A 21,885-nucleotide genomic window follows, 5' to 3' on the forward strand; every position below is an offset into this window, starting at 1 on the left:
AGGGCTCAGCGGCCTGCCGCGCCGACCATGCGCGGCCAGGCGTCAGCCACCAGAGCTGCCGCGTCGAGCACGCGGTAGCGTCCGTCGAACTCGTCCGTGCCGTGCTGGGCCAAGTTGGTGGTGGTGAAGCTGGAGACGCCCAGGTTCTCCAGCATGTTCTTGCGGATGCCGGGGCTGGTGAAGTCGTACACCGTCAGGTAGTCGATGCGCGCCGCGCCCGCGGCGAAGAGTGATTCCACCGCATGGGCCGCGGTGATGCCCGACCAGATCTCGTCGTCGAACAGCAGGACCGACCGCCCCGCGAGGTCTGTGCGGGCACCAGCCACCAGTTCGCTGGAGCCGCTGTCGTCGCGCCGCACCTTGATGAGCATGTCCAGCGTGCAGGAACGCATCGCGGACAACTGCATGCAATCGTCGTACCGGCCGCGGTCAGGGCTGACGACGACCTCCGGCGCGTGGGCCGGGATCGCGTCGCTCATCAGCCGCAGGGTCGGCATCCAGGTAACCGGCTTGGAGAAGTAGCCGAGGGTTTCCCGCGCATGCAGGTCGAAGACGACGAACCTGTCGATCGGAGAGTTCTCCAGCTGGGAGATGACGACCTTGGAACCGAGCGGCAGCCCCGGGCGGTTGAGCCGGTTGCTGCGGCTGTAGGGGACGTACTGCAGTACGCAGGTGAGCGAGCGCACCCCGTGCCGCTGCAGCGCATCGGCCAGCAGAGCCAGTTCCAGGATCGCGTCGGAGGGGCGGGAGGAGGGGGCGAGTACGATGACCGCCGTCTGGGTGACCTCCTCCGGCAGCTGCACGATCATCTCGCCCGACGCGAAGACGGTCCGTCCATGGCCGGTGACCGGCAAGCCGAGCCGGGCGCTCAGCGCCGCCGCGAAGGTCTGTCCCTCGTCGCCCGTGCCGGGCACCACGAAGAGCGAGTGGTCGTTCGCAGCGGTCATTCGGCGGCTCCCGTTCCGGCGGGGGCGGGCTGCCGCGGGGCCGCGTCGAGGAGGTCGCGGATCTCGGAACGCGGATCGGGCGCCTCGGTGATGCCGCGGCCGACGATCAGGCGCTCGACGGGCACGTCCTGGAACTCCCGCAGGGTACGGGCGTTGATGCCGCCGGCGAGGGTCAGGCTGATGCCCGGCAGCGCGGCGAGTTGCGAAAGCTGTTGTCGCGGTTCCTTGTCGGTCCACAGGAAGTCGTCGTCGATGCCGCGATGCGCGATGATCCGGTGCAGCCCGAGATCGTTGACGGCGCGCGCTCGGGAGAGTCGATTTTTCACGCCCATGAGACTGACAAGGAGGTCGACACCGCGTGAGCGGGCTTCCTTCTGCGCCGAGAGCAGGACTCCGTCGCTGGCCGCCCCGCAGACAATGATGAGGTCCGCCCCGGCTTCGGCGGCCACCGAGACCTCTTCGCGGCCCATGTCCATGGTCTTCATGTCGGCGATGATCTCGGCGTCGGGATATTTTTCCCGTAACTCGGTGACGATTCCGACGCCGACCGCCTTCACGAGCACGTGCCCCGCTTCGAGGGACCGAATTCCAGATTCCGTTGCCAAGGCGGCAGACGAAAGGGCCTCTGCCCTGGTGACGACGTCAATTGCGTACTGTATGTGAACCATCACGCCCCGTTGGATTTGGTCAGGATAATGCGGTGGGAGCCGTCCTCACACCCGACGATGATTTGTTCGACGAATCCGACCGGGAAAATCCCGGTCATGACCACGCCTGGCTTGCAGCAGATTTCCTCGTTCCAGGCTCCCGGTGCGTCGATCACTTCACCGGGGCTCATCGCGACGATCGTCAGTCCGTTGTCGTCCGTCTTGACGTCGGCCGATTCGGGGGCGTACAGCCCGCCGAAGTACGGCACTATGGCGACGGGTACCGGTCCGACGAGCTTGTCCACCAGCTTGGACTCGTCACAGATCAGAACGCGTCGAGCGGAGAGTTCCGCCAGCGTCTTCTCTCGGACGTGGGCGCCCCAGGAGCCCTTGACGACATCACCGGTCGGCGCCACCTGGTCGGCCCCGTCGAGATAGAAGTCGTACGAGCCCTGAACGGGGACGAGTTCGATACCCGCGTCCCTGGCCCGGTCGGCGATGACGTCCGAGGTCGGAGTCGCCACGAGACCGGGAATTCCGGCGAGTGCTGGAAGTGCTGCTTCGACAGTGGAACCCGTGCCCAGGGCCAGGCGCGTACCAGGTGGAATCATCGCGGTCGCGACAGCCGCTGCCACCGCTTTCCCAGTCTGCCCTCGGCTAGGTGTTCCTGACATAAAATCAGCCCCCAAGTCGCCTGTCTAGATGCAGATCTGTGCTACTTCATAGCCGGTGATCGCTGGAATGGAAGTAAAGCGGGCGGGCACCTGCTCTGCAAGTGTTCGCTGAGATCAGAAGTGGATTCAACCGGCTTCTCAGCCTTGTTCCCAAGCGGCAGCGCCGAAGTTGTCGATAACCTTTGAAACCCCGGGAACGTCGTCCTCGATGACATCGCTCACAGCGACCGCCAAGTCCCAGGAATCCGCTGTCACAGCGGCATCGAGAAGAGCTGCGAAGAACGCCGACGCCCGCAGCACGCGACCCGACTCCAGGTCGTCGATGGCGCTTACAAGTGCCTCCCGAGATGCGGTGGGGAGTTCCCTTTCGGCCAATCGCTGGCTGATCGCGGCGATGACCTGCTTGCGTGAAGCGTCCTGGTCGAAGATCCTGCGCGGTCGCTCGTCGTAGCGCCGCACCGTCTCCAGTAGCTGGATCCCGCTCTCGGACAGCGTGCCTGAGCCCATCGCGGTGGCCATCGCGCGCCGCTCGCCCTGACCGAACAGAATGCCCAACTCGCGGACCAGGTCCGCCGGTTCGTCCGCCGAGTGCACGAGACTGAAGATGCGGTTCGGCTGGCCCACAGCCCGACGCAGGCAGTCTTCGCTCTGTTTTTCCATCCGCGCCGGCCCCTTGAGCTCGCTCAGTCGGACGGCGGCCGGCAGGGGGGCGTCCGTGGTGTCGCGGAGCAGCAACGCGATGCCTTCCCCGTCCATGACGAGGTCGTTGACCAGCAGACGGTCGATCGAAGCCTGGGTCATCTGGTATACCCACAGCGAACGCCAGACGCTCCGGGTGAAGGTGACCGGACGGGCGTCGACGGGCGTGAAACCGTGCCGTGCGTAGAAGTCGAGGACGGTGCTCGTCGCACCCAGCGCGTGGCCGTCCGGCTTCACCACCACCAGCCCGTGCCGCAGCACAGTCGTCGGAGTGCTCTCGCCCAGCAGGTGTTCGAGGTCGCATAAGGATTCCCGGAAGTACGGCTCCTGGCTGTAGAGGGAGGACTTCAGCGGGTTCCGGGTCAGCGTTGCTACGGCGGGATGATGCGCCGGTCGGCTCATCTGCTCAACTCCTGTTGGCCTGTTGGACGGGCGGCATCCTACGGAGCGTCAGCTGTACTTCACCTGGAGAACGCGCCAAAGGGTTCGAGATCCGAGAAGCCCGCTCTGGGAGTCTCGGCTACTGTGGGCTTTCGATCAAGTGCCCGTGAGGAGTGGACCGTTGGCGACATCCGACGCGAACCCGTGCGAGTTCTGTCAATCTTCGACCGGCCATGGTGACGAACGTGACTGGTTCATGCCGTTGACGCTCGACACATCCGTCATTGATCGGTTGGGGCAGGCGATGTGGGCCCGGATACCGGCCGACCGCCCCGTTCATCTGGTGGTGGTGGCGACCGGCGGAGTGGGTATGGGGATATCGGCGGCGGCCACGGCGCCCGCGGGCCGGCTTCGTTCCGTCACCGTCGTGAAGCGGGCCTTCGACTTCGACTCGCCGGAGCTTCAGGCGGGTCCCGGCGAGTCCGTGGTGGTGGTCGACAACTCGATGCACTCGGGCCGTTCGGTCGCCACGGTCATCAAGCACCTGCAGGCCAGGGATGTCGCCGTCGAGAGCGTCATCACCATCTTCGACGGCGCCAACGACTGCGAGAGCCAGGCCCGCAAGCGGCTGGAAGACACCACCGGGGTACCGGTGCTGGCCTGCGCGAACTGGGCCGATCGGCACTCCTGGGCCTGAGCGTGCGGCTGGGCCGGGCGCCGAGCTGGGTGGCTCAAGGCACCTGGGCCCCACGGGACGACAGCCGTCGCGTCGCCTCGGCGATCGTGCGGGCCAGCACCTCCGACCGCGCGTGCCGTACGACCTCTGTGCCCGGGGCGGATGTTCCCGCGGTCGGGGTGAAGTCGACGGGGGTGATGTCCGTCGTACCGCGTCGGCTGCTGCTGGTCGTGTCGACCTCCACCGCGCACCACTCGGACGCCTGCACCACCGGTGCGATCAAGTGGGCGGTGCACAGGGCGTCGTGGACGGTCGCGGTCCTCGGCGGGGCGTCGTGGCCGTCGGAACGAACGGCCGGCATACGGCTGCGGATGATGTCGGCGGCCAGTGCTCCGACCTCCCCGGTGTGCTCGATGGCCGTGCAGTCGGCCTCCGTGAGCGGTGCCCGACGGGTGGCATCCAGGGGGAAGAGGACGACGCTCGGGATTCCCGCGCGCAGGACGATGTGCGCGGCCTCCGGGTCGGCCCAGAAATTGAAATCGGCGGACGCGGTGACGTTTCCCCCGCCCCGGGAACCTCCCATGACGATCAGTCGGCGCAATGAACGTGCCATGTCAGGGGCGCGCAGGAGCGCCGCGGCGACGTTGGTGAGGGGGCCGGTGGCCACCAGTACCGTGTCGCGGGCCTCTTCCCCGGTGAAGGTCTGCGCGAGGAACTCCACCGCCGGCATGTCCTCGGCCCGGAGGTCCGTCGCGGGCAGGCCGAACCCCACCCGGTCGCGGCCGGGGCGGTGCGGGCGGGCGAGGGACCCGTGGCCGAAGCGCTCGCGCGATCCGATGGGGGACGCGGATCCGGCGAACACGGGCACCGGGCCCGCCACGGCCGACAGCAGACGCAGCGCGTTGTCGGTGGTGATGTCCACGGAGGCATTGCCGCCGACCGTCGTGACAGCGCGCAGGTGCAGGCCGGGGCTCCCCAGGGCCACCAGGATACCGATGGCGTCATCGGTTCCCGGATCGGCGTCGATGACCACTGCGAGCGGTGTCATATGTGTCCTCAGGGTGTGGCAGAAACGCGGCGTCTACCGTCAACTTACGGGAAAGACAAGGGCGTTCACTTGGAGAGCTCCTCGACAGGACCAAGCCCGTACATGAATACTGCAACGATCGTCGAAGGCCGTGAAGAATAGGTGGTGTATGCGCGGCAGGTTGTCTTCGCGGGTTCGTATGGAAGCAACCTCACCAGCTCTGCTGGTCCGGGACCTGGAAGCGTTCGGTGTCTCCGAGTTCCTGGCCCGGTTTCCCGCTGACCGGCCTCGGCTTGCCGACTGGGCGGCGGCGCTGGACTCCCTTCCCGCGGACGTGCGTCCCCTGCACGAGTTCCTGTTGCTCGGACGCCCCGTCATGACGGCCGCGTTGCCGCGGTCGCTGCGGGATTTCTTCCCGGTCCTGCAAACGGCCGGTATTCTCGACCGCTCGGGTGAAACAGCCCAATTGGTCGGCACGGTTCTCATGCGGCCTCGGGGTGTGTGGCTCTTCGCCGCGCCGCCGTCTCCGTTCGAGACCGATCTGTATTTCGGTGCGGACTCGGTCGAGCTCACCGGTCAACTCGACGTCCGGCCCGGCTCGTCGGTCCTGGATCTCTGCTCCGGCACGGGCCTGCAGGCGCTCGCGACCGCTCTCCGGGGGGCGACGGTGCACGCGGTGGAGATCAACAAGGTGGCGGTCGCGGTCGCCGAGGCCAACATCATCCTGAACGGGTGTGAAGACCGGGTGAGTCTGTGGTCCGGCGACCTGTACGCGCCCCTGCCGGAGGGCACCGTCTACGACCAGGTGATCGCCAACCTGCCCTTCCTGCCGGGGGCGGCCAATGGTCCCGACGGCTTCGCCGTGGGCCGGGCCATCCTGCGTCGGCTGTCGGAGTGGCTGGCGCCCGACGGCACCGCGTGCTTGACCGCTCTGCTGCCGATCACCGCCGAGGGCGCCGTACTCCCTGAGGGGGTGCGGGAGTTCGCGTGGAGAACGGGGCGCGAACTGGTTGTCCGGCTCGGCGAAGGCTGGGCCGTGGACGCCGGGTCGAGCCTGGTCCAGACACTTGCCGACGAGGCCGCCGGCAGCGAAGGCGACTTCGCCGCGTGTGTGACGGCCATCGTGGGCGAGTACGAGCGGCGCGGCGTCATCGCGGCCAGGACCGCTTTCCTGCACTTCGGCCGTGCCGCAGGTGCGACCGCGGTCCGGTTCGCCGATCCAGCGAGCGTCGACCCAGTGATTGAGGAGGGATCATGACCCGTGTGCCGACTCATGCGGAGCCGTGGCAGGTCGAGGAGGTGGGGCCCGCCTCGTCGGTCGGAGCGGCACACTGGGCGACGCTGTCCGCGGGGCACTCGCTCTATTCCGGTCCGGACTGGATCCGCCACGCCGACCTCATGCGGGACGGCGTACCTGGACATCTGGTGCTGTTCGAGGGCGATCGCCCCGTCTCGGCGCTCCCCACGTACACCTTCGAAGGCACCCGCCCGTTCTACTACGACCCTGATGCCGTCCTGGGGCTGCACCGGGCCGAGGGCTCGGACGACGAATCCGACGGCGACCGTCCGCCCGTGTGCGTGGCCGGTACCCGGCTGGGATACACCAGCGAGTTCCTCACCGGCGCGCTGACGGACCCGGGTCGGCGTGCCCACGCGGCACGCGCGCTGCTGGATGCCTTCCGGCGGCGGTGCGCGGACCGGGGCGAGCCGGGCGCCATGCTGTACGTCACCGACGACAGTCTGGCTCTGGTACTGGATGACCTCGTCCCCGATGACCAGGTGGTCCTCATGGACGGCTCGGTCGATCTCGTCGTGCCGTCCGGCGGACTCGACGGCTACCGGGACGTAGTGGGCAAGAGCCGTTGGAAGCAGTTCCGGCACGAGATGCGCCGCTTCGAGAGCGAGGGGTGCGAACTGCGGATCCTGCCCATGGGTGACCATCTTGAGGAGATGGGCGCGCTGGCCCATCAGGTGTCGCTGCGTTACGGCCACGACATGACGCTTCAGGCGGAGATCGAGAAGCTCCGCGACCAGGCGGAGCGCCTGAAGGACTGCGTGGTCATGGCCGCCTTCCGCAAGGGGGAGATGGTCGGCTTCACTCAGTTCTTCCTCAGCGGCAGCACCATGTTCGCGCGGGGGCACGGTGTGGCCGAGGAGTACGGCCGCAGGGCGTCGGTCTACTTCAACCTCACGTACTACGCGGCGATCCGGTGGGCGGCGGAACACGGCTACGAACGGATCGACCTCGGTCCTGACTCCTTCGACGCGAAGATCATAAGGGGGGGCCGGTTGCACGCCCGATGGGCGCTGGTGATCGCACCCGACTGGTCCGAAGAACAGCGGCGCCTCGTCGGGGAGCGGCAGGAGCGGATGTTGAGCGAGTTCCGTACGGTCGACGAGCGGGTCGTCACGCCGACGGTGCACGCGGTGGCGAGGCGCCAGGGCTGGGAGACGCTCCTCGACGGGCAGCCGTCGGCCGCCGGCTGAGCGCTCCTCAACCGCTTGTCTCCTCACCGGGCGTGGGTGCGGGAACGGCGTGCCCCGCAGGGAGAGGCGGAAGCCACGGTGACGGCCTGGATACCTGTCATCGCGGCGCAGTTGACCTCGTCCTGGACCAGGACGAGGCCCATGGCGGCGATTGACCGGAGTACGGTCATGAGCACGGTGAGCCGCAGCGGGTTCCAGCAGTCGGCAGCATGGCCGACCGGCGTCGACACGACGATGCCCAGTACCGTCCGCTGGACCCTGGCCGCGGGGTGTTCGGGACGCAGGCCCAACGAGCCGTAGCAGGCGGTGACTTGGCCGTAAGTGTGATCTTGCCGATGACTCGTCGGCGCATGATACTGGTCGGGCGTCGCGGGCCGCAGGTGTCGCACGGGAACCTTGCGTCGATGTGGGTGCGCCGACCGATCGGCACACCGCCGGACGAGGCCGACATGGGGGAGCGTGAGGGTGACGAACCGCAAAAAGGTTTCGGTGGGTGGTATCTCCTTCGACGGAGAGGGCCGCATCCTGCTGGTGAACCCGAGTTACAAGGACCGATGGGACCTTCCCGGGGGGATTCTGGAGGCCGGTGAGGACCCGGTCGGGGGACTGCGCCGGGAGATCCGTGAGGAGCTGGGGGTCGACTGCCGGGTGGGCCAGCTGCGATCGGTGGACTACGGGGCGTCGGACTGGGAAGGCGCCGAGGTACTGATGCTGACCTTCTTCGTGGAGCTGGACGCGCGTTCTCCGCAGGACTTCGACTTCGTCGACGGCGAGATCACCGAGGTCGCGTACCACACGCCCGAAACGGCACTCACCATGGTCACGCCCAGGATGACGGACCGGCTGAAGGTCGCACTGGGGCTGGTTCCCGACGGTGGGCACGGCATCCTGGTACGCCGCCCTCTCCCGGCGGCGGAGCCGTCCCATCGGTGAGCCGAGGCCGTCGTTCACGGGAGCCGAGAGGAGAGGGAGCCGTTTGGCGGCACGCGCACGGATCGAACTGCTCGGTGTCTTCCGGGTGAGGGACGAGGACGGCGACCTGGTACCGGTGCCCCAGGCACATCAGCGCATCGTGCTCGCCGCGCTCGCCTTGGCCGACGGACAGGGGGTCACCGCGGACGCGTTGCTCGACACGCTGTGGCCCGGGGAGCTGCCGAGGTCCGGGCGCAAGACGCTGCACGGCTACATCGCCCGGTTGCGGCGCTTGCTCGGCGCCGACTCGATCCTCACGCAGGCCGGCGGATACGTGCTGAACACCGACCGCTTCGAGGTGGACGTCCAGCTGGCCCGGGAGCACCTTGAGGCCGGCTGTCGCTCGGACGAACCCGGCGAGCGCCTGCGGCGGTTCGTCTCGGCGCTCGGGCTTTTTCGCGGTGAGCCCCTTCAGGACGCCCCCGCCGAGCCGCTCCACCGGGCGCACGCCCATGTGCTGCGCGATCTGCACCTGCTGACTCTGGAGCACTGGGCACGTGAACAGATACGGGTCGATCCGGCCGAGGCGGTCGGGCCGCTGAGGGAGGCCTCGCTGAGCCATCCCCACCAGGAGTCGCTCTGGGCGCTCCTCATCGATGCCCTGACCGCCTCGGGACGCCGAGCGGAGGCGCTGGAGTACTACGGGCGGGCCCGGCGCCTGCTCCTGGACGATCTCGGCATCGAACCGGGCCCCGCGCTGCGCCGGGCTCAGCAGAACGCCCTGGCTTCGCCTCCCGCACCGCGGTCCGCCGCCGGGACCTCCGACGACCCGGGCGTTCCCCAGGCCCGGATCACCGATCTGCTCGCCCGCCGGCGCGCCGAGGGGGCGGCTGTCGCCGTCGTCGGACCACCCGGTTCCGGCAAGAGCCGGACCGTGCGCGCGGTGGTGGACGAGGTCCGCAGGACCGGCGCCGCCGGGCAGCCGCCCGTGGTCGTGCCGGTCCGGCCCGGGGCCGGGGGCTCCGACCAGGCACGGGTGCTCGCCGAGCAGATGTCCGGGATCTGGGGCGGCGGGACTCGCGGTGCCGATCCTGCTGCGCTCAGGGAGGTGTGGGCGCGCTCGGCGACGCTTCTCGTGCTGGACGACGTGACCCACACCGAGCAATACGCGTGGCTGTTACCGGTGCCGCCCGGGAGCGGGCTGGTGGTCTGCACGACCGTCTCGCTGCGCACCGGGCGGCTGGAGGTCGTCGAACTGCCTCCCTACGCGCCCGGTCGTGCCCTCGCGGTGCTCGCGCAGGCCCGCGAGCTGCCGCCCGGCGGCCTGCCCCGGTCCACGGTACGGGTGCTCGACGTCGTCCTGGAGGGCCTGCCCGCGGCCGTACACGCACTGGCCGAACGGATGGCCGACGAACCGGACCTGACATGGGACGAGGTCGGCAAGCGCCTCCAGGACCCCCGGCGTCGGCTCGACCTGCTGGCCTCGCGGTCCGTCGACGTACGAGGGCATCTGCACAAGGCCTACGATCGCCTGCGGGATTCCGCATGCCGTGCTTTTCGGCTGCTGGGGTGGCTTGACGCGCACTCGTTCAACGACACTGCGGCCTCGGCGGCCCTGGACCTCTCGGTCGAGCAGGCGAAAGCCGCGCTGGCCGAACTGGTCCGGGCCGGGCTGGTGCGCGTGGACAGGCGCGGTAGCGAACTGCGTTATCAGATGAACCCGTTGGGGCGGTCGTTCGCTCGGGAGATCAGCGACTACACCGACGACCAGACCCTGCGCGACGCCGCCGTACGACGAGCCCTGAGCGCGTGGCAGTCCAATCCCTTCAGTCCGGCGGGGCAGCCGACCGCCGCGCTCCCTTGGGACGAGTCGAGAGGGGCCCGTCCGCTGATGCGCCCCTGAACCAAGGAGGAGTACGTGATCGACCGATATGTACGTCCGGAGATGGCTCGGATCTGGACCGAGGAGGCCACGCTCGGACGCTGGGTCGCGATCGAGTCGTTGGTGGCGCGTGTTCAGGCCGAGCACGGGATCATCCCCGCGGAAGCGGCCGAGACGATCGCCGCCGCCCCCGCGCCGGACATCGCAGCCGTACGCGAGGCCGAACGCACGCGTGACCACGAGGTCCTCTCCTTCCTGGCCGCCTGGACGCAGGCGATTCCCGAGGAGAGCGCACGCTGGGTGCACCACGGGCTGACGAGTTACGACCTGGTCGACACCGGACTCGGGCTGGCCATGCGGGACGCGGTCGACCTCGTCCTGGACGCGGTCGGCGGACTGTACCGGGTGCTGGCCCGCCGGGCGCTGCAGGACTGGGACACCATCTGCGTCGGGCGGACCCACGGCATCCACGCCGAGCCGATCAGATTCGGACACAAGCTGGCCGCCCTCGCCTTCGCCATGGACCGTTCCCTGACCCGTCTCGAAGCGGTGCGCGCCTCGGTGGCCGTCGGCACGCTCTCGGGAGCGGTCGGCACCTACGCGACCACCTCGCCGGCCGTCGAGGCCGACGTTCTCGGCCGGCTGGGACTGACGCCCGAGCCCGCTCCCACCCAGATCGTCTGCCGGGACCGGCACGCCGAACTGGTCGCGGGCCTCGCGGTTCTCGGTGCGAGTGTCGAGCAACTGGCACTGGAGCTGCGGCTGTTGCAGCGCACCGAGGTCGCCGAGGTCGAGGAGCCTCGCACCTCCGCCTACCAGGGGTCCAGCGCGATGCCCCACAAGCGCAACCCCACCACCAGCGAGCGGCTGTGCGGACTGGCCCGGCTGCTGCGGGCCAACGTGGGCGCGGCGCTGGAGGACGTCGCGGTGTGGCACGAACGCGACCTCGCGCACTCCTCGGTGGAGCGGGTGGTCCTGCCCGACTCGTGCAACCTTGCCTACTACCAGGTGACGGCGGCGACGGAGCTGGTGGAAGGCCTGGTCGTGAACGCGGACCGGATGGCCGAGAACCTGGGTGCCACGCGGGGCCGCATCTTCAGCGCGCAGGCCTATCTGCGACTGACACGCGATGGTGTCGAGCGCGAGCGTGCGTACCGTTCGGTGCAGGACGCGTCGCTGCGCAGCCTGCGGCAGGGGACGCTGTTCGCCGATGAACTCAAGGCGGACGGCATCGCCCTCGACCCCGGTGTGCTGGATCCCAGGAGGTTCCTGCGGGACGAGGACGTGGTGCGGGAGCGTCTGGAGGAGCGGCTGCGGGAGCACGACTCCCGGTCCCGGTCGGGTTCCTGATCAAGGGGCCGGGGCGGCCTCGGTGACCGCCCCGGCCCCGCGTCCCTCACCCTGTGCGGCTCCTGCCGCCGTTCACGGCGGGGAGTGGCGTCGCGAGCGCGGCGGACGCGTGCCGTGTGGCTGCCGGGACCAGGGTGCCCGCCCCCAGCAGCAGGGCGCCGAGCAGGGCCCAGCCGACCGGCCCGAGCCCGAGGCACAGGCCGGTGACGACGGGCGGTGCGGCTGCTGATCCGAGGCCCACCCCCACCGCGAACGCTCCCTGGTACTGGCCGTGCCGCTCGTCGCGGGCGAGCCCGTACGACAGGGAGTACTCACCGGCCGCGAAGCACATCTCGGACCAGGTGAGGAAGCCCAGTCCGCACAGCAGCAGGGCCACGGTGCCCGCCTCGCCCACGTGTGCGGCGGAGTAGAACAGCACCAGCGCGACCACGGCCAGCGGCGCCGTACGGCGCAACATCCTTGCTCCCGCGGCCACTTCCTCGGTGCCCGCCGATATCCGGCGCTGGAAGGCTACGACGATCAAGCTGCTGGTGATCCACACGGCGGAGACGAACCACCGGGGCGCGGCGGTGCGTTCGGTGATCCACAGGGGCAGCAACACCGTCTGCACCGCGTCGAACAGCACCAGGACGCCGGCCAGCCCGCTGACGACCATGTAGGGCCGGTCGCGCAGCGCGTTGGACGGTGATTCCGCGGAGCTCGCGACGGTGGACGGACGCGCCGGAAGGCTCGCCACGAGGACGCACGCGAGGAGACAGGCGGCGACCTCGACGGCGATAGCCGCCATGTACCAGCGGCGCTGGTCGGCTTGGAGGACGAGGCCGCCGAAGACCGGGCCGACCGTCATCACCAGGTTCTGCATGGAGTACACGCGCGCCCGGAAGTCGAGCTTGGAGTCTCCCGCGACGGTGGCCACCAGGGCCCCCGAGACGGCGGCCTGGCCGCCCCGGCCGATGGAGATCAGGGTGATGGCGAGCAGGAAGGTGGGCACGGACTCCACGAAGACCAGAGTGGCCGAGGCACAGGCCGCGAACGCGAACACGGCGGCGCCCACGGTGCGGGTTCCGTGGCGGTCGGCGAGCCCGCCGATGTAGGGCCCGGCGACGAGTCCGACGACGGTGGCGACGGTGAGCCCCACGGACACCGTGAACGCGGGGATGTGGGCGATCCGCACGAAGAACAGCACCTGCAGCGGCGCCCAGAAACCGGATCCGAAGAACCGGGCCATGAGCGCCGCCAGCAGTCGCATCCGCTCGCCCCGGGACGGCTCGGCGAGGGTCGGTGAGTCCGGCACCGCTTCTGTCACCGTGCGGGCCCTGAGCTGTCCCACACGACGAGTTGGTGGCCGGCCAGCTCGTCGAGCAGGGCTCGTACGTCCTCCGTGGCGGTCTCCGTGTCGATCGCGTACTCCGTGCTGACGGCCCGGGCTATGCCGTCGACGTCCGTGGTGCCGTCGATCTGCCCCCAGATGAACACGGCCGTGGGCGACAGCTCCAGGGCATGCTCGTAGCCGATGGCGAGGTACTGGCCGCGGTGCTTGCGCAGGCGGACGTTGAGGGGGATGCGGGGAACCTGCGAACCGCTGGTCAGGTCGGTCATGTGTGTCATACCTCCAGCTCGGCGGAGATCTCCCGGCACAGCCCGATGGTCTGCTCCACCCAGCCTCCGGGGTGTGCCGGATCGAACGTCGTCATGGTCTCCGTCTTCCAGTAGGTCTCGAAGGACAGCGCCTTGGAGCGGATCAACGTCATGCGCCGGGCTCGCCACTTGGGCCACAGACTGCCGAACTGGCCCTCATGCGCCTGGAGGGCGTCGACCACATGGTTGAAGGCGAGGCGGGCCGCGATGACGGCGCTGTGGACGTCGCCCGCCGCGAGTTGTCCCGCCGCGTCCTCGACCAGGCCGTCGGACTCCCGCAGCGAGATGCCGACGAGGATGACCCGGTGTGCCGAGTCCCGGATGCGCTGGTGCACCGCGGAGAGCCAGGCACCGTCATCGGCGGCGACCGCGTAGGGCAACCGCTCCAGCATGCCGAGCTCCGTCCTGCTCAGCTTGGACCAGGGCGCGTCGGGGCTGTCGTAGGCCTCCCAGGTGATCTTGGCGAGCAGTTGGTCGACCTGGCTCTCCGTCCAGTACTCGACGTCCCACCTGCGGCCGTCCACGAAGATGCGCTCATACGTCAAGATGTTCGGCTCAAGGGAGACGTGGCCGGTCTCCGCGACCGAGGACTCGCGGAGCGATCCGGTGATGACATGCACGTCCACGTCGCTCGTCTCGTTGCCCCAGCCGCGAACCATGGAACCGCTGGCGAACACTCCCGCCGTGTCCGGAGGCAGCAGGTCCCGGGAGCGCAATTCGGGAACGAGGACGGAGAGATCGAGCTTCTGACCGCTCATGCAGGAATCCTCCAGGAAGTGATGAGGGGCTGGCAGGGGTCCGGACGGGGCCGGACCGGCGGGATTCGGTCGGGTTCGTACGCTGCGCGGGTCACGCCGCGCGGCCCTGCTCGGCGAGGGCGTCGAGATCGGCGGCGGCGACAGGCGGCAGTACGAAGGGGTCCACCGGCTGTTCCCGGCCGCCCGGCTCGTTCTGCCGGCCGGGAAGGGGGCCGTGCGCCGCGGTGTTCCACACGGCGGCGGCCCAGTCGGGCATCAGTGGCAGGGCGAGCAGCGCCATGACCTGCCGAGCGAACCGCGGGTGGCCCTGTGCGGCGCCCTCGCGGAGGAGCGATGCCCACCCCAGCAAGGCCTCGGCCGCCGCCGGCAGGTCCACGGCCGGGAGGGCGAACGCCGCGCGCTGACGCGTGAGCCACGTTTCGGCCGCGTCCAGAAGCCGTGGCTCCACCCCGGGTTCCTCATCGCCGGGCTGAGAGCGCCCCAGGGCATCGATGAGCAGGGCGCAGTCCTCGGCTGACTGAGCGGCGGCCTTCTCGGGCACCAGGTCCGATTCCTCGTGGCCGGGCGATACACGGGCGAGCATGAGCCGGAGAACGTCCGGGGACAGGCCGCGATCCAGCGCGTCGTTGACCCGGATGACATGCCTGCGCGAGGTGGAGAACTTCTCACCGCGCAGCAGCATGAAACGGTTGACGACGATGTGGTCGAACGGGGCGAAGTCCACCGCGTCGTCCACCAAGGCCTGCAGGGAGATCCAGCCGAAGGCGCTGTCCAGGCCGCCCACCGCGACGGTGGTCACTCCGCCGCCGGCACTGAACGGGTCGGAGCCGGTTCGCTCGCGCTGCCGTGCGCCGAGGACGCGGGTGGAGCCGTATTTGCCGAGCACGTAGCTGGAGAAGACCGATTGGGGGTGCGGAGCGCGGGCGAGCGGTGTGCTCCAGGGGATGCCCCACCACGACGGGTAGCTGAGCCTGAGGGTGTCGCCGAAGACCTCGGCGTAGTCGCGTACCAGGTAGCGGAACCCGGGTTCCAGCACATCGCGCATGGTCTCGGCATTCAGCGCGGCGGCCGTGCGGACGAAGACCGACTCGACGCCTCCCCGAGTGGCACGGCCGGACGTACCGCCGGGCGCCCAGGCCGAGGTCATCCGTTCCGGGTGCATCCACCGCCCGCATTGTTCGCAGACGTTGCCCGACTGCGGCACCTCGCAGAAGGGGCAGGCACCGGAGAGGAAGGTACCGGTCGCCGCCGCCGGCGCCGGCGGGGTTCCGAGCAACAACTGCTCCTCCCGCACGAGGAGTCGACCGGCGCTGTTCAGCGCGGAGGCCAGCGCGTGGCAGGAGGCCGCGACGTCTCGTCGTACCGGCTCCTGGCAGGGGTTGACGAAGTCGTCCTGCCGGATCCGCATCCCGCGCAGAGCACGCGCGGCGCGGTCGGTGTAGTGCGTGGCTGTCGCACCGGCCGTTTCCGGGGCGCCGGCGGCCGCGGCCGCGTAGGCCACGCTGCTCTCGAAGGCGTCCGAGCCGGTCGCACAGGCGACGTCGGCCCCGTACAGGCCCAGGCAGCGGGCCGCCGCGTCGGAGCGGAGATAGGGTCCGCCGAGGTGACCCAGATGTAATTCGCCGTTGGGCGTCAGATAGCCGGCGAAGAAGAAGTACGACTCCCGCACGGGCGCCGCAGCGCGGATCCGGTCCAGCACCCTGCCCACGGACTCAAGCACCGTCCGTCACCTCCGTACCGGTCACCGAGTCGGCCTGCGCGGCGAAGGGCCACCAGACGCTGAACAGCGTTACGGGAACCGTGCCCGTGTTGTGCAGCCGGTGCCGGACCTGGCTGGGCATGAGGACGACGTCACCGGGCCCGACGGCGGTCTCCTGTTCCTCCCGCCAGACGGATCCGGTGCCCGTGGCCACCATCCAGATCTCGAGCACCTCGTGCTGGTCCCAGTTGCTCCACTCACCGGGGTCGAGGCGCCATCGTGAGGCCTTGAAGGGCGCTGACGGACGGCCGCCGAGCTCCGGGAAACGAAACCCTTCGACCGGTCCGCTCGGCGTGACCTTGAGCTGCTCGACGGGGAGCACACTCGTCATGTCCGGCTCCTTGGCCAGGCTCATTCGACGCTCCTTCGGGCACTTCGTGCCTCGTTCTGTAGTTCTTCGCTGTCGTGTGCGGCAGGGGTGTCCGGATCGCGGTCGGGAGCGAGATGCTGCTCCAGCAGTCGCTTGCCGAGATCCGGAGCGACCGAGACCGCGATCGTGGCGGAACGCCATGCGAGCAGGCTGAGGTTGGGATCGGCCACGCCGCGCGCGTGCCGGGCTCCGTTCTGTACGAAGATCCTGCTCGACGCCGGGCCGTCCCACTCGATCGAGAAGTCGGGGCGCAGGTTCGGACGGCCGCCGTCCCACGAGATCAACGGATGGAGTGCGCTCGCGGCCTGGGGCAGGGCCTGTTCGTATCCGGTGGCCAACACCACCAAGTCCGCGCGCAGGGTGCGCCGTTCGCCGCCGAGCAGGTCACGGACGGCCACCTCGACGCCCCGCGGGGCACCGATGTCCAGGCCGACGAGTTCCGTCGCGACGCTCGTCCGCACCCTCGCTCCCCCGCGATAGCCGTTGCGGACGTCGTACATGCGCCGGTAGATGCGCTCCAACAGGTAGTCCGAGACCCCGTCGCTGGCGAGTCGCTGCTCGGCCAGCAGTTGCATGCGCACGTCGGCCGGCCGGCGAAAGAACTCCTCACTGGCTTCCGGGGTGAACAAGTCCTCCACGAACGGGCTTTCGTCCAGCGGCAGGAAGTTGCGGCGGCGCGTGATCCACTCGACCGTCACACCGGACGGCAGGATTTCCTGGAGGTGGGCGACGACCTCGGCTCCACTCTGGCCGCCGCCCACGACCACCACGGTCCGCGTGTCACCGGGCAGCGGGTGGTGGAGGAAGTCGGCCGAATGGATGACGCCGGGCAGGTCACGGCCCTCCGCGCACGGCGGTACCTTCGGCACCACTCCCGTTCCGACGCTGAGGTGCTGAGCTCGGTACGTGCTGTCGGTCGTGGTCACCACGAAGGAACCGTCCCAGCGGACGTCGAGGACCTCGCTGCCGAACCGGACGCTGGGCAGCCGCCCGGCGACCCAGGAGCAGTACGCCTCGAACTCCCGCCGCGACACCCGTTGCCGACGGGTGTTCAGCAACCGGTACAGCTCGCCGCGGCTGACGGCGTAGGCCAGTACCGAGTGAGGGTTGGTGGGGTCGACGGGTGTGACGAGGTCCTTGAGGAAGTGCACCTGCATCTCGGCGTCCGGGAGCATCATCCCGGAATGCCATTGGAAGCGTTCCTTGGCCTCGAAGAAGATGTCGTCGGAGGAGTTCTCCGATGTGTCGAGCAGTGCGGCCAGGCTCAGATTCGCAGGCCCGGCGCCGATGCCGATCAGCCGGTACGTGATCAGGTCGTCCCCCCGTGTCATATCGGCTCGCCCTCGTTGATTCGATCCCGGATGTGTGCGCCGTGCCGCTTCAGAGCGGCGAGAAGGACCGTCGTCGCGGAGGCGTCGAAGGCTTCCTCCGGGCGGCACCAGCCCCCTTCCCGGGCTGTCACCAGGCCGGCCGCGACCACGGCTGGTACCGCGGTGAGGCAGGCCATGCCCGAGTCCAGCGGTGTCTCGTCGTCGCGGCACCACACATTGACGCGGCGGATCACCTCCCTCCCGTCGAGGACGCCGTGTGCGGTGAGTTGGAGATGGGTGACCTCACGTTCGTGCGGCTGACGCTTCAGCCGGCGTCCGAGTATTTCGTCGGTGACGCTGCGGGGGGTGAGCCTCGTACCCGCCACCTCGATGTCGTCCTCGTCGAGCAGTCCGCCGGAGCGGAGGAGCGAGACCGCGGAGACGAAGCCCGGCCAGCGCACCGAGCGCTGCTCGACGTCGACGCCGTTCAGGCCCGGGGTCTCGTGCAGCCAGGGCACCATTCCGTCGTGGTACGACTCCAGGGCGGGCAGACCGGGCAGCGACGCGGGCCGGACCTCGGAGAAACGTTCGAGCGTCCGACGACGCCCCGCGGCCAGCACGAAAGCGGGGCGCCGTGCGAAGGGAAGGACCGTGCCGCCGAACAGCAGCCGGTACGGAAATCCGTGCGGGGCCTCGGTGGTGAGCCCGCCGCAGAGCGTCTCGACGTGGTGCACCCGGTCGAGCTTCCGCACCATGTGGCCGAGCATGATCTCTGTCAGTCCGGGCTCCAGCCCGACCGGGAACAGGGCTGGTCCCGTGCGCTCGCGCACCACGTCCGGGACGTACGGCGCTGGTGCGACCGGTGGCCGGGTGATGCTCACCACGGCGAGACCGGCCCGCCGGGTGTCGGCCAGGAACCGTTCCGTCTGCGGCCAGTGCAGGGCCAGCAGCGCGACGTCCATGCCGTCGGCGGCCTCGCTCCACGAGGTGCCCGTCGTCACGGGCACGTCGAGCCCCGCCAGTTCGTGAGCCACGGCGCGGGCCCGGTCGAGGTCGATGTCCACCAGGTGGAGACGGGCCAGCGGTAGTTCCCGCACGGCCACGACGGCGGCGGCCCGTCCCATCATGCCCAGCCCGACGATCATCAGGTGCAGAGCGCGTCCCCCCTCCGCGGAGGCGTTCGCCGAGTGGTCCGGTGACGGAGCCGTCATCAGAACGCCATCAGGTATTCGTCGTTCTCCCACCGTGAGACACCGGCGACGTCCCGGTCCGGAGCCTCTTCGACCCACTTGCGGTATCGCTCCCACTCACTGGTCTTCAGGGCCAGGAGGTTCTTCGTGAAGGGCTCTCCCAGGACTTCCGACACGAGCGTGCTCTCTCTCATGGCTGCCAGTGCCTCGCCGAGGTCCGCGGGAACCGCGGCCGCGGTTCCCGCGTGCGGGTGCTCCGCGGGGGCCGCGATGCCGCCGCGCCCGATACCGGCGAGACCCGCCGCTATCTGGGAGGCGATGTAGAGATAGGGATTCGCGGCGGGCTCGCCGATCCGGTTCTCCACGTGCGATCCCGCGTCCTGCGGACCGCCGAGGACCCTGACCATGGCTCCGCGGTTCTCGTGGCTCCACACCAGGCGGTCCGGCGAAAGTGAGTTGACCGGATCGAGTCTGCGGTAGCCGTTGACCGTCGGAACCGCCAAGGCGGCCGTCTCGGCTCCGTGCTCCACGAGTCCGGTGACATAGGCCAGTCCCAGGTCGGAGAGCACCTGTCGCGGGGAGTCGGACACGAACACGTTGTTGCCCGCCGTGTCGGTCAGCGACTGGTGGAGGTGCCAGCCGCTGGGGTCGGCTCCGGCGAAGCCGGGGACAGCCATGAACGAGGCCAGATGGCCCTTGCGCAGACACGCCTGCTTGAGCAGCGACCGAGCGAGGACGACCCCGTCGGCGGCCTCCAGCGCGCTCAGGGGGTCGAAGGTGAACTCGATCTGTCCCGGGCCCGACTCGTGCTCCATCGTGCGTAGAGGCAGGCGGAGGTCGTCGGCCAACTGCCGGCCCAGGGGCGCCAGCAGCGGGAGCAGATCCGCGAGGAGCAGGTCGGAGTTGAACTGGTAGCCGCCGTTGACGGTCTCGACCGCCGGGGCGCGGCCCTGGATACCGAAGCCGCCGACGCCGCCGCGGTCCAGTGGATCGGCCAGGCGGAGCAGATACCACTCGAGTTCGAGCCCGACGACCGGGAACAACCCCTCGGCCTCGGCGCGCTTCAGCAAGCGTTTGAGCACTCCGCGGGAGGAGAGCGGATGCGGCTCGCCGATCCTGGTGTACTCGTCGCCCAGGACCACCGCCGTGCGTAACCCGTCAGCCTCTTCCACCCGCAGGGTCATCGGGTCGGGTATGACGATGAAGTCCCCCGCGCCGGTCAGTTCCTGGACATCGAGTCCGGCGCCGACGGCGAAGATGTCGTTGGGCAGCGCATGGCCGCTGTCGAAGACCAGCGGGCCGGGGCTCATGTCCAGGCCGTTCAGGAGTGTGCCGCGGAACGCCTGGGGGGTCAGGGTCTTGGTGCGCGGCAGCCCGTGCGGATCGGTGAACCCGACCCGGACGAAGTCGAAGTCGAGTGGGCGCGCCAGCAGTCGTTCCGCCTCGGCCGACTGTACGTCGCTCCACTCGGCGTGGTGCCCGACGAAGCCGGGACGCCCCGTGGACGCGATGCCGGAGATGTCAATGGCCAATGCTTGCTCCAACGTCGAATGCCGGTAGGGGAAGAGCCGCGGCCGCGGCCACGGCTGCGCCGTGCGCCTCGGATGCGATGCGTAGGGCGGCGTGGTCCCTGTGCCGTGCCGCGACGACCTGCAGGCCGATCGGCAGTCCGGTGGCCGTCCGGCCCACGGGCACCGTCGTGGCCGGTTGTCGAGACAGATTGAAGGTGTAGGTGTTGGGCGTCCAGGCGAGCCAGCGCGTCGCTCCCTGGTCCAGGAAGTCCGCCGGGGCGGGCAGGCCGACGTCGAAGGGAAGTACCGGCACGGTCGGGGTGACGAGAACGTCGAACGCCTCCAGCAGTGCGTCGTAGGCCACGCGGAGCCGGGCGCGTTCCCCGATGGCGGTGGCGAGGTCGACGGCGGTCAGGCTGCGCCCCCATCGGACCACCTCGCGGTGGACGGGGTGTAATCGGTCGTCGTCATCCGGGTCGGCCGTCCGTGCCTCCTCCGTTGCCAGGATGGTGGCGAGGGCGGGGTAGCCGTCGGCTGCGGGCGGGTCGACCTGTTCGACGAGGTGACCGGCGTCCGCGAGCCTGTCGACCGCTGCCTGGCAGGCAGCGAGTACGGCCGGATCGGGCGAGGCCATCCCCAGAGAGGGCGTCCAGGCTATCCGCAGCGGGGCATCGGCCGACGGGACGCCGGGTGCCGCCTGCCCGGGCAGTCCCTTGCCTGCCGGGTCGGCCGGGTCGGGGCCGGCCATGGCCCGCACCAGGGCCGCGGCGTCGTCGACCGTGCTGGTGAGCGTGCCGAGGTGCGAGAGTCCCTCGGGACTGACCGGCACGTAGGGGACGACACCAAAGGTCGGTTTGTGGCCCACCACGCCACAGAACGACGCGGGGATGCGCACGGAGCCCGCGCCGTCCGTGCCGATGGCCGCGAGGCCGAATCCGACGGCAACGGCAGCCGCGGCACCGCCACTTGACCCGCCCGCGGTGAGGGTGGTGTTCCACGGGTTGGCCGTGGGCGGGCGGTTGCCGTTCAGGCCGGCTCCGCACCATCCGCCCTGCGGGGACGTGGTCGAGCCCAGGATCAGGGCACCGGCCGCACGCAGCCTGTGCACGGCCGGTGCGTCTTGTCGTGCGACCTCGGCCGGTGCTTCCCTGCCCCGGCTGTGGGGCAGGCCCGCGACAGCGGTCAGCTCCTTCACCGTCAGCGTCAGTCCGAGTAACGGGCGGGTGACCCAAGCGCGTTCGCCTTCCCGGGCGAGGACGCGGTCGGCTTCCGCGGCCTCCCTCCTGACCTCGTCCAGCCGCGTGTGACGCACGGCCTGCAGTTCCTTGGCGGCGTCGAGCGCGGACAGCGACGACTCGGTCGCTTCCTGCACCGTCGTCTCACCCGAGATCAGCGCCGTGCGTAAGCTCTCGAAGCTTGTGATCCTGTGAATGTGCATGGCTCCTCGGTCGCGGAACGAACAGTGTCTGTGGGTTCGTCGGTCCAGAGTGGTCAGGCGATCCGGCTGGCGTCAGCCGCGGCTTCCTCGTCTCCTTCACCGGATGCGGTACGTGTGCGAGTCCCGTTGCTACACACGTTCGGCCAGGTCACGGCTGAGAACTCTAAGGAGTGCGGGGACAGTTGGTCCAGCATTTCCCTGCTGTGAAGCTTCCGTAAGTGGTCACGAC

The 21,885-nt window shown here is 69.5% G+C and carries 22 protein-coding genes; 7 read left to right on the forward strand and 15 right to left on the reverse strand.

Annotated elements, in window-relative coordinates:
* Positions 1-5: 5 nt before the first annotated feature.
* The 4 genes from prs to ABZT04_RS34305 form a co-directional block, all read right to left on the reverse strand.
* A complete protein-coding gene (gene prs / locus ABZT04_RS34290) occupies positions 6-947 on the reverse strand; it encodes a ribose-phosphate diphosphokinase (RefSeq protein WP_356061194.1) in 942 nt (313 codons plus the stop codon).
* Entirely contained in the window at positions 944-1,615 is a 672-nt protein-coding gene (locus ABZT04_RS34295) for an orotidine 5'-phosphate decarboxylase / HUMPS family protein (RefSeq protein ID WP_356061323.1), read from the reverse strand. Before ABZT04_RS34295 ends, prs begins: the two co-directional genes overlap by 4 nt.
* Positions 1,615-2,118 (reverse strand): ribose-5-phosphate isomerase A, encoded by a 504-nt coding sequence (locus ABZT04_RS34300; protein ID WP_356061197.1) that lies wholly within the window; start codon positions 2,116-2,118, stop codon positions 1,615-1,617. The genes ABZT04_RS34295 and ABZT04_RS34300 overlap by 1 nt, the downstream gene beginning before the upstream one ends.
* Before the next feature lie 288 nt (positions 2,119-2,406).
* Positions 2,407-3,369 carry a hypothetical protein gene (locus ABZT04_RS34305; protein ID WP_356061199.1) on the reverse strand — a complete coding sequence of 321 codons (963 nt, stop codon included), beginning with the start codon at positions 3,367-3,369 and terminating at the stop codon, positions 2,407-2,409.
* A gap of 235 nt (positions 3,370-3,604) precedes the next feature.
* Here ABZT04_RS34305 and ABZT04_RS34310 point away from each other — a divergent pair, with 235 nt between their 5' ends.
* Positions 3,605-4,045 (forward strand): hypothetical protein, encoded by a 441-nt coding sequence (locus ABZT04_RS34310; protein ID WP_356061201.1) that lies wholly within the window; start codon positions 3,605-3,607, stop codon positions 4,043-4,045.
* 34 nt (positions 4,046-4,079) lie between these two features.
* Here ABZT04_RS34310 and ABZT04_RS34315 read toward each other — a convergent pair whose 3' ends face one another.
* Complete coding sequence (locus tag ABZT04_RS34315; protein WP_356061203.1) at positions 4,080-5,072, reverse strand: nucleoside hydrolase; 993 nt, start codon at positions 5,070-5,072, stop codon at positions 4,080-4,082.
* 148 nt (positions 5,073-5,220) lie between these two features.
* Here ABZT04_RS34315 and ABZT04_RS34320 point away from each other — a divergent pair, with 148 nt between their 5' ends.
* Both ABZT04_RS34320 and ABZT04_RS34325 read left to right on the forward strand, forming a co-directional pair.
* A complete protein-coding gene (locus ABZT04_RS34320; protein WP_356061205.1) occupies positions 5,221-6,309 on the forward strand; it encodes a methyltransferase in 1,089 nt (362 codons plus the stop codon).
* On the forward strand, positions 6,306-7,538 hold the full coding sequence (locus tag ABZT04_RS34325; RefSeq protein WP_356061207.1) for a GNAT family N-acetyltransferase: 1,233 nt from the start codon (positions 6,306-6,308) through the stop codon (positions 7,536-7,538). The genes ABZT04_RS34320 and ABZT04_RS34325 overlap by 4 nt, the downstream gene beginning before the upstream one ends.
* Positions 7,539-7,561: 23 nt before the next feature.
* Here the strand turns inward: ABZT04_RS34325 and ABZT04_RS34330 are convergent, their stop codons facing one another.
* Positions 7,562-7,708 carry a hypothetical protein gene (locus tag ABZT04_RS34330; protein ID WP_356061209.1) on the reverse strand — a complete coding sequence of 49 codons (147 nt, stop codon included), beginning with the start codon at positions 7,706-7,708 and terminating at the stop codon, positions 7,562-7,564.
* Between ABZT04_RS34330 and ABZT04_RS34335 the strand changes: the two genes are divergently transcribed.
* The 4 genes from ABZT04_RS34335 (at position 7,707) to purB (ending at position 11,682) form a co-directional block, all read left to right on the forward strand.
* Positions 7,707-7,838, forward strand: coding sequence for a hypothetical protein (locus ABZT04_RS34335; protein ID WP_356061211.1), 132 nt, complete (start codon positions 7,707-7,709; stop codon positions 7,836-7,838). The two genes, ABZT04_RS34330 and ABZT04_RS34335, sit on opposite strands and share 2 nt — an antisense overlap.
* Before the next feature lie 165 nt (positions 7,839-8,003).
* Complete coding sequence (locus ABZT04_RS34340) at positions 8,004-8,471, forward strand: NUDIX hydrolase (protein WP_356061213.1); 468 nt, start codon at positions 8,004-8,006, stop codon at positions 8,469-8,471.
* 43 nt (positions 8,472-8,514) lie between these two features.
* Positions 8,515-10,353: a BTAD domain-containing putative transcriptional regulator gene (locus ABZT04_RS34345; protein WP_356061215.1), complete on the forward strand. Its 1,839-nt coding sequence runs from the start codon at positions 8,515-8,517 to the stop codon at positions 10,351-10,353.
* Positions 10,354-10,368: 15 nt separating this feature from the next.
* Positions 10,369-11,682 carry an adenylosuccinate lyase gene (gene purB / locus ABZT04_RS34350; RefSeq protein WP_356061217.1) on the forward strand — a complete coding sequence of 438 codons (1,314 nt, stop codon included), beginning with the start codon at positions 10,369-10,371 and terminating at the stop codon, positions 11,680-11,682.
* Positions 11,683-11,728: 46 nt separating this feature from the next.
* Here the strand turns inward: purB and ABZT04_RS34355 are convergent, their stop codons facing one another.
* From ABZT04_RS34355 to ABZT04_RS34395, 9 genes are all read right to left on the reverse strand, one after another.
* Positions 11,729-13,012, reverse strand: coding sequence for an MFS transporter (locus ABZT04_RS34355; RefSeq protein WP_356061219.1), 1,284 nt, complete (start codon positions 13,010-13,012; stop codon positions 11,729-11,731).
* The gene (locus ABZT04_RS34360; protein ID WP_356061221.1) at positions 12,985-13,281 is read right to left on the reverse strand and encodes a PqqD family protein; all 297 of its coding nucleotides are present in this window, start codon (positions 13,279-13,281) and stop codon (positions 12,985-12,987) included. Before ABZT04_RS34360 ends, ABZT04_RS34355 begins: the two co-directional genes overlap by 28 nt.
* 5 nt (positions 13,282-13,286) lie before the next feature.
* Positions 13,287-14,078, reverse strand: a complete 792-nt coding sequence (locus ABZT04_RS34365; protein ID WP_356061223.1) for a hypothetical protein — start codon at positions 14,076-14,078, stop codon at positions 13,287-13,289.
* Positions 14,079-14,169: 91 nt separating this feature from the next.
* Complete coding sequence (locus ABZT04_RS34370; RefSeq protein ID WP_356061225.1) at positions 14,170-15,798, reverse strand: class I tRNA ligase family protein; 1,629 nt, start codon at positions 15,796-15,798, stop codon at positions 14,170-14,172.
* Positions 15,791-16,192, reverse strand: coding sequence for a cupin domain-containing protein (locus ABZT04_RS34375; protein WP_356061227.1), 402 nt, complete (start codon positions 16,190-16,192; stop codon positions 15,791-15,793). Before ABZT04_RS34375 ends, ABZT04_RS34370 begins: the two co-directional genes overlap by 8 nt.
* Positions 16,189-17,538 carry a SidA/IucD/PvdA family monooxygenase gene (locus ABZT04_RS34380; RefSeq protein ID WP_356061229.1) on the reverse strand — a complete coding sequence of 450 codons (1,350 nt, stop codon included), beginning with the start codon at positions 17,536-17,538 and terminating at the stop codon, positions 16,189-16,191. The genes ABZT04_RS34375 and ABZT04_RS34380 overlap by 4 nt, the downstream gene beginning before the upstream one ends.
* Positions 17,535-18,728, reverse strand: coding sequence for a saccharopine dehydrogenase C-terminal domain-containing protein (locus ABZT04_RS34385; RefSeq protein ID WP_356061231.1), 1,194 nt, complete (start codon positions 18,726-18,728; stop codon positions 17,535-17,537). The genes ABZT04_RS34380 and ABZT04_RS34385 overlap by 4 nt, the downstream gene beginning before the upstream one ends.
* Positions 18,728-20,239: a glutamine synthetase family protein gene (locus tag ABZT04_RS34390; protein ID WP_356061233.1), complete on the reverse strand. Its 1,512-nt coding sequence runs from the start codon at positions 20,237-20,239 to the stop codon at positions 18,728-18,730. The genes ABZT04_RS34385 and ABZT04_RS34390 overlap by 1 nt, the downstream gene beginning before the upstream one ends.
* Positions 20,229-21,656, reverse strand: a complete 1,428-nt coding sequence (locus ABZT04_RS34395) for an amidase family protein (protein ID WP_356061235.1) — start codon at positions 21,654-21,656, stop codon at positions 20,229-20,231. The genes ABZT04_RS34390 and ABZT04_RS34395 overlap by 11 nt, the downstream gene beginning before the upstream one ends.
* Positions 21,657-21,885 lie beyond the last annotated feature (229 nt).

Origin of the sequence: Streptomyces sp. NPDC005492 (assembly GCF_040605995.1) — a bacterium.
Taxonomy (GTDB): Bacteria; Actinomycetota; Actinomycetes; order Streptomycetales; family Streptomycetaceae; genus Streptomyces.

Bases quoted from the DNA above. Each gene is read 5' to 3' on its own strand.
- ABZT04_RS34395 (WP_356061235.1), bottom strand. From the start codon at position 21,656: ATGCACATTCACAGGATCACAAGCTTCGAGAGCTTACGCACGGCGCTG.
- ABZT04_RS34385 (WP_356061231.1), bottom strand. From the start codon at position 18,728: ATGACGGCTCCGTCACCGGACCACTCGGCGAACGCCTCCGCGGAGGGG.
- ABZT04_RS34295 (WP_356061323.1), bottom strand. From the start codon at position 1,615: ATGGTTCACATACAGTACGCAATTGACGTCGTCACCAGGGCAGAGGCC.
- ABZT04_RS34315 (WP_356061203.1), bottom strand. From the start codon at position 5,072: ATGACACCGCTCGCAGTGGTCATCGACGCCGATCCGGGAACCGATGAC.
- ABZT04_RS34320 (WP_356061205.1), top strand. From the start codon at position 5,221: ATGCGCGGCAGGTTGTCTTCGCGGGTTCGTATGGAAGCAACCTCACCA.
- ABZT04_RS34380 (WP_356061229.1), bottom strand. From the start codon at position 17,538: ATGACACGGGGGGACGACCTGATCACGTACCGGCTGATCGGCATCGGC.
- ABZT04_RS34310 (WP_356061201.1), top strand. From the start codon at position 3,605: ATGCCGTTGACGCTCGACACATCCGTCATTGATCGGTTGGGGCAGGCG.
- ABZT04_RS34360 (WP_356061221.1), bottom strand. From the start codon at position 13,281: ATGACCGACCTGACCAGCGGTTCGCAGGTTCCCCGCATCCCCCTCAAC.
- ABZT04_RS34330 (WP_356061209.1), bottom strand. From the start codon at position 7,708: ATGACCGTACTCCGGTCAATCGCCGCCATGGGCCTCGTCCTGGTCCAG.
- ABZT04_RS34305 (WP_356061199.1), bottom strand. From the start codon at position 3,369: ATGAGCCGACCGGCGCATCATCCCGCCGTAGCAACGCTGACCCGGAAC.
- ABZT04_RS34325 (WP_356061207.1), top strand. From the start codon at position 6,306: ATGACCCGTGTGCCGACTCATGCGGAGCCGTGGCAGGTCGAGGAGGTG.
- prs (WP_356061194.1), bottom strand. From the start codon at position 947: ATGACCGCTGCGAACGACCACTCGCTCTTCGTGGTGCCCGGCACGGGC.
- ABZT04_RS34335 (WP_356061211.1), top strand. From the start codon at position 7,707: ATGAGCACGGTGAGCCGCAGCGGGTTCCAGCAGTCGGCAGCATGGCCG.
- ABZT04_RS34375 (WP_356061227.1), bottom strand. From the start codon at position 16,192: ATGAGCCTGGCCAAGGAGCCGGACATGACGAGTGTGCTCCCCGTCGAG.
- ABZT04_RS34365 (WP_356061223.1), bottom strand. From the start codon at position 14,078: ATGAGCGGTCAGAAGCTCGATCTCTCCGTCCTCGTTCCCGAATTGCGC.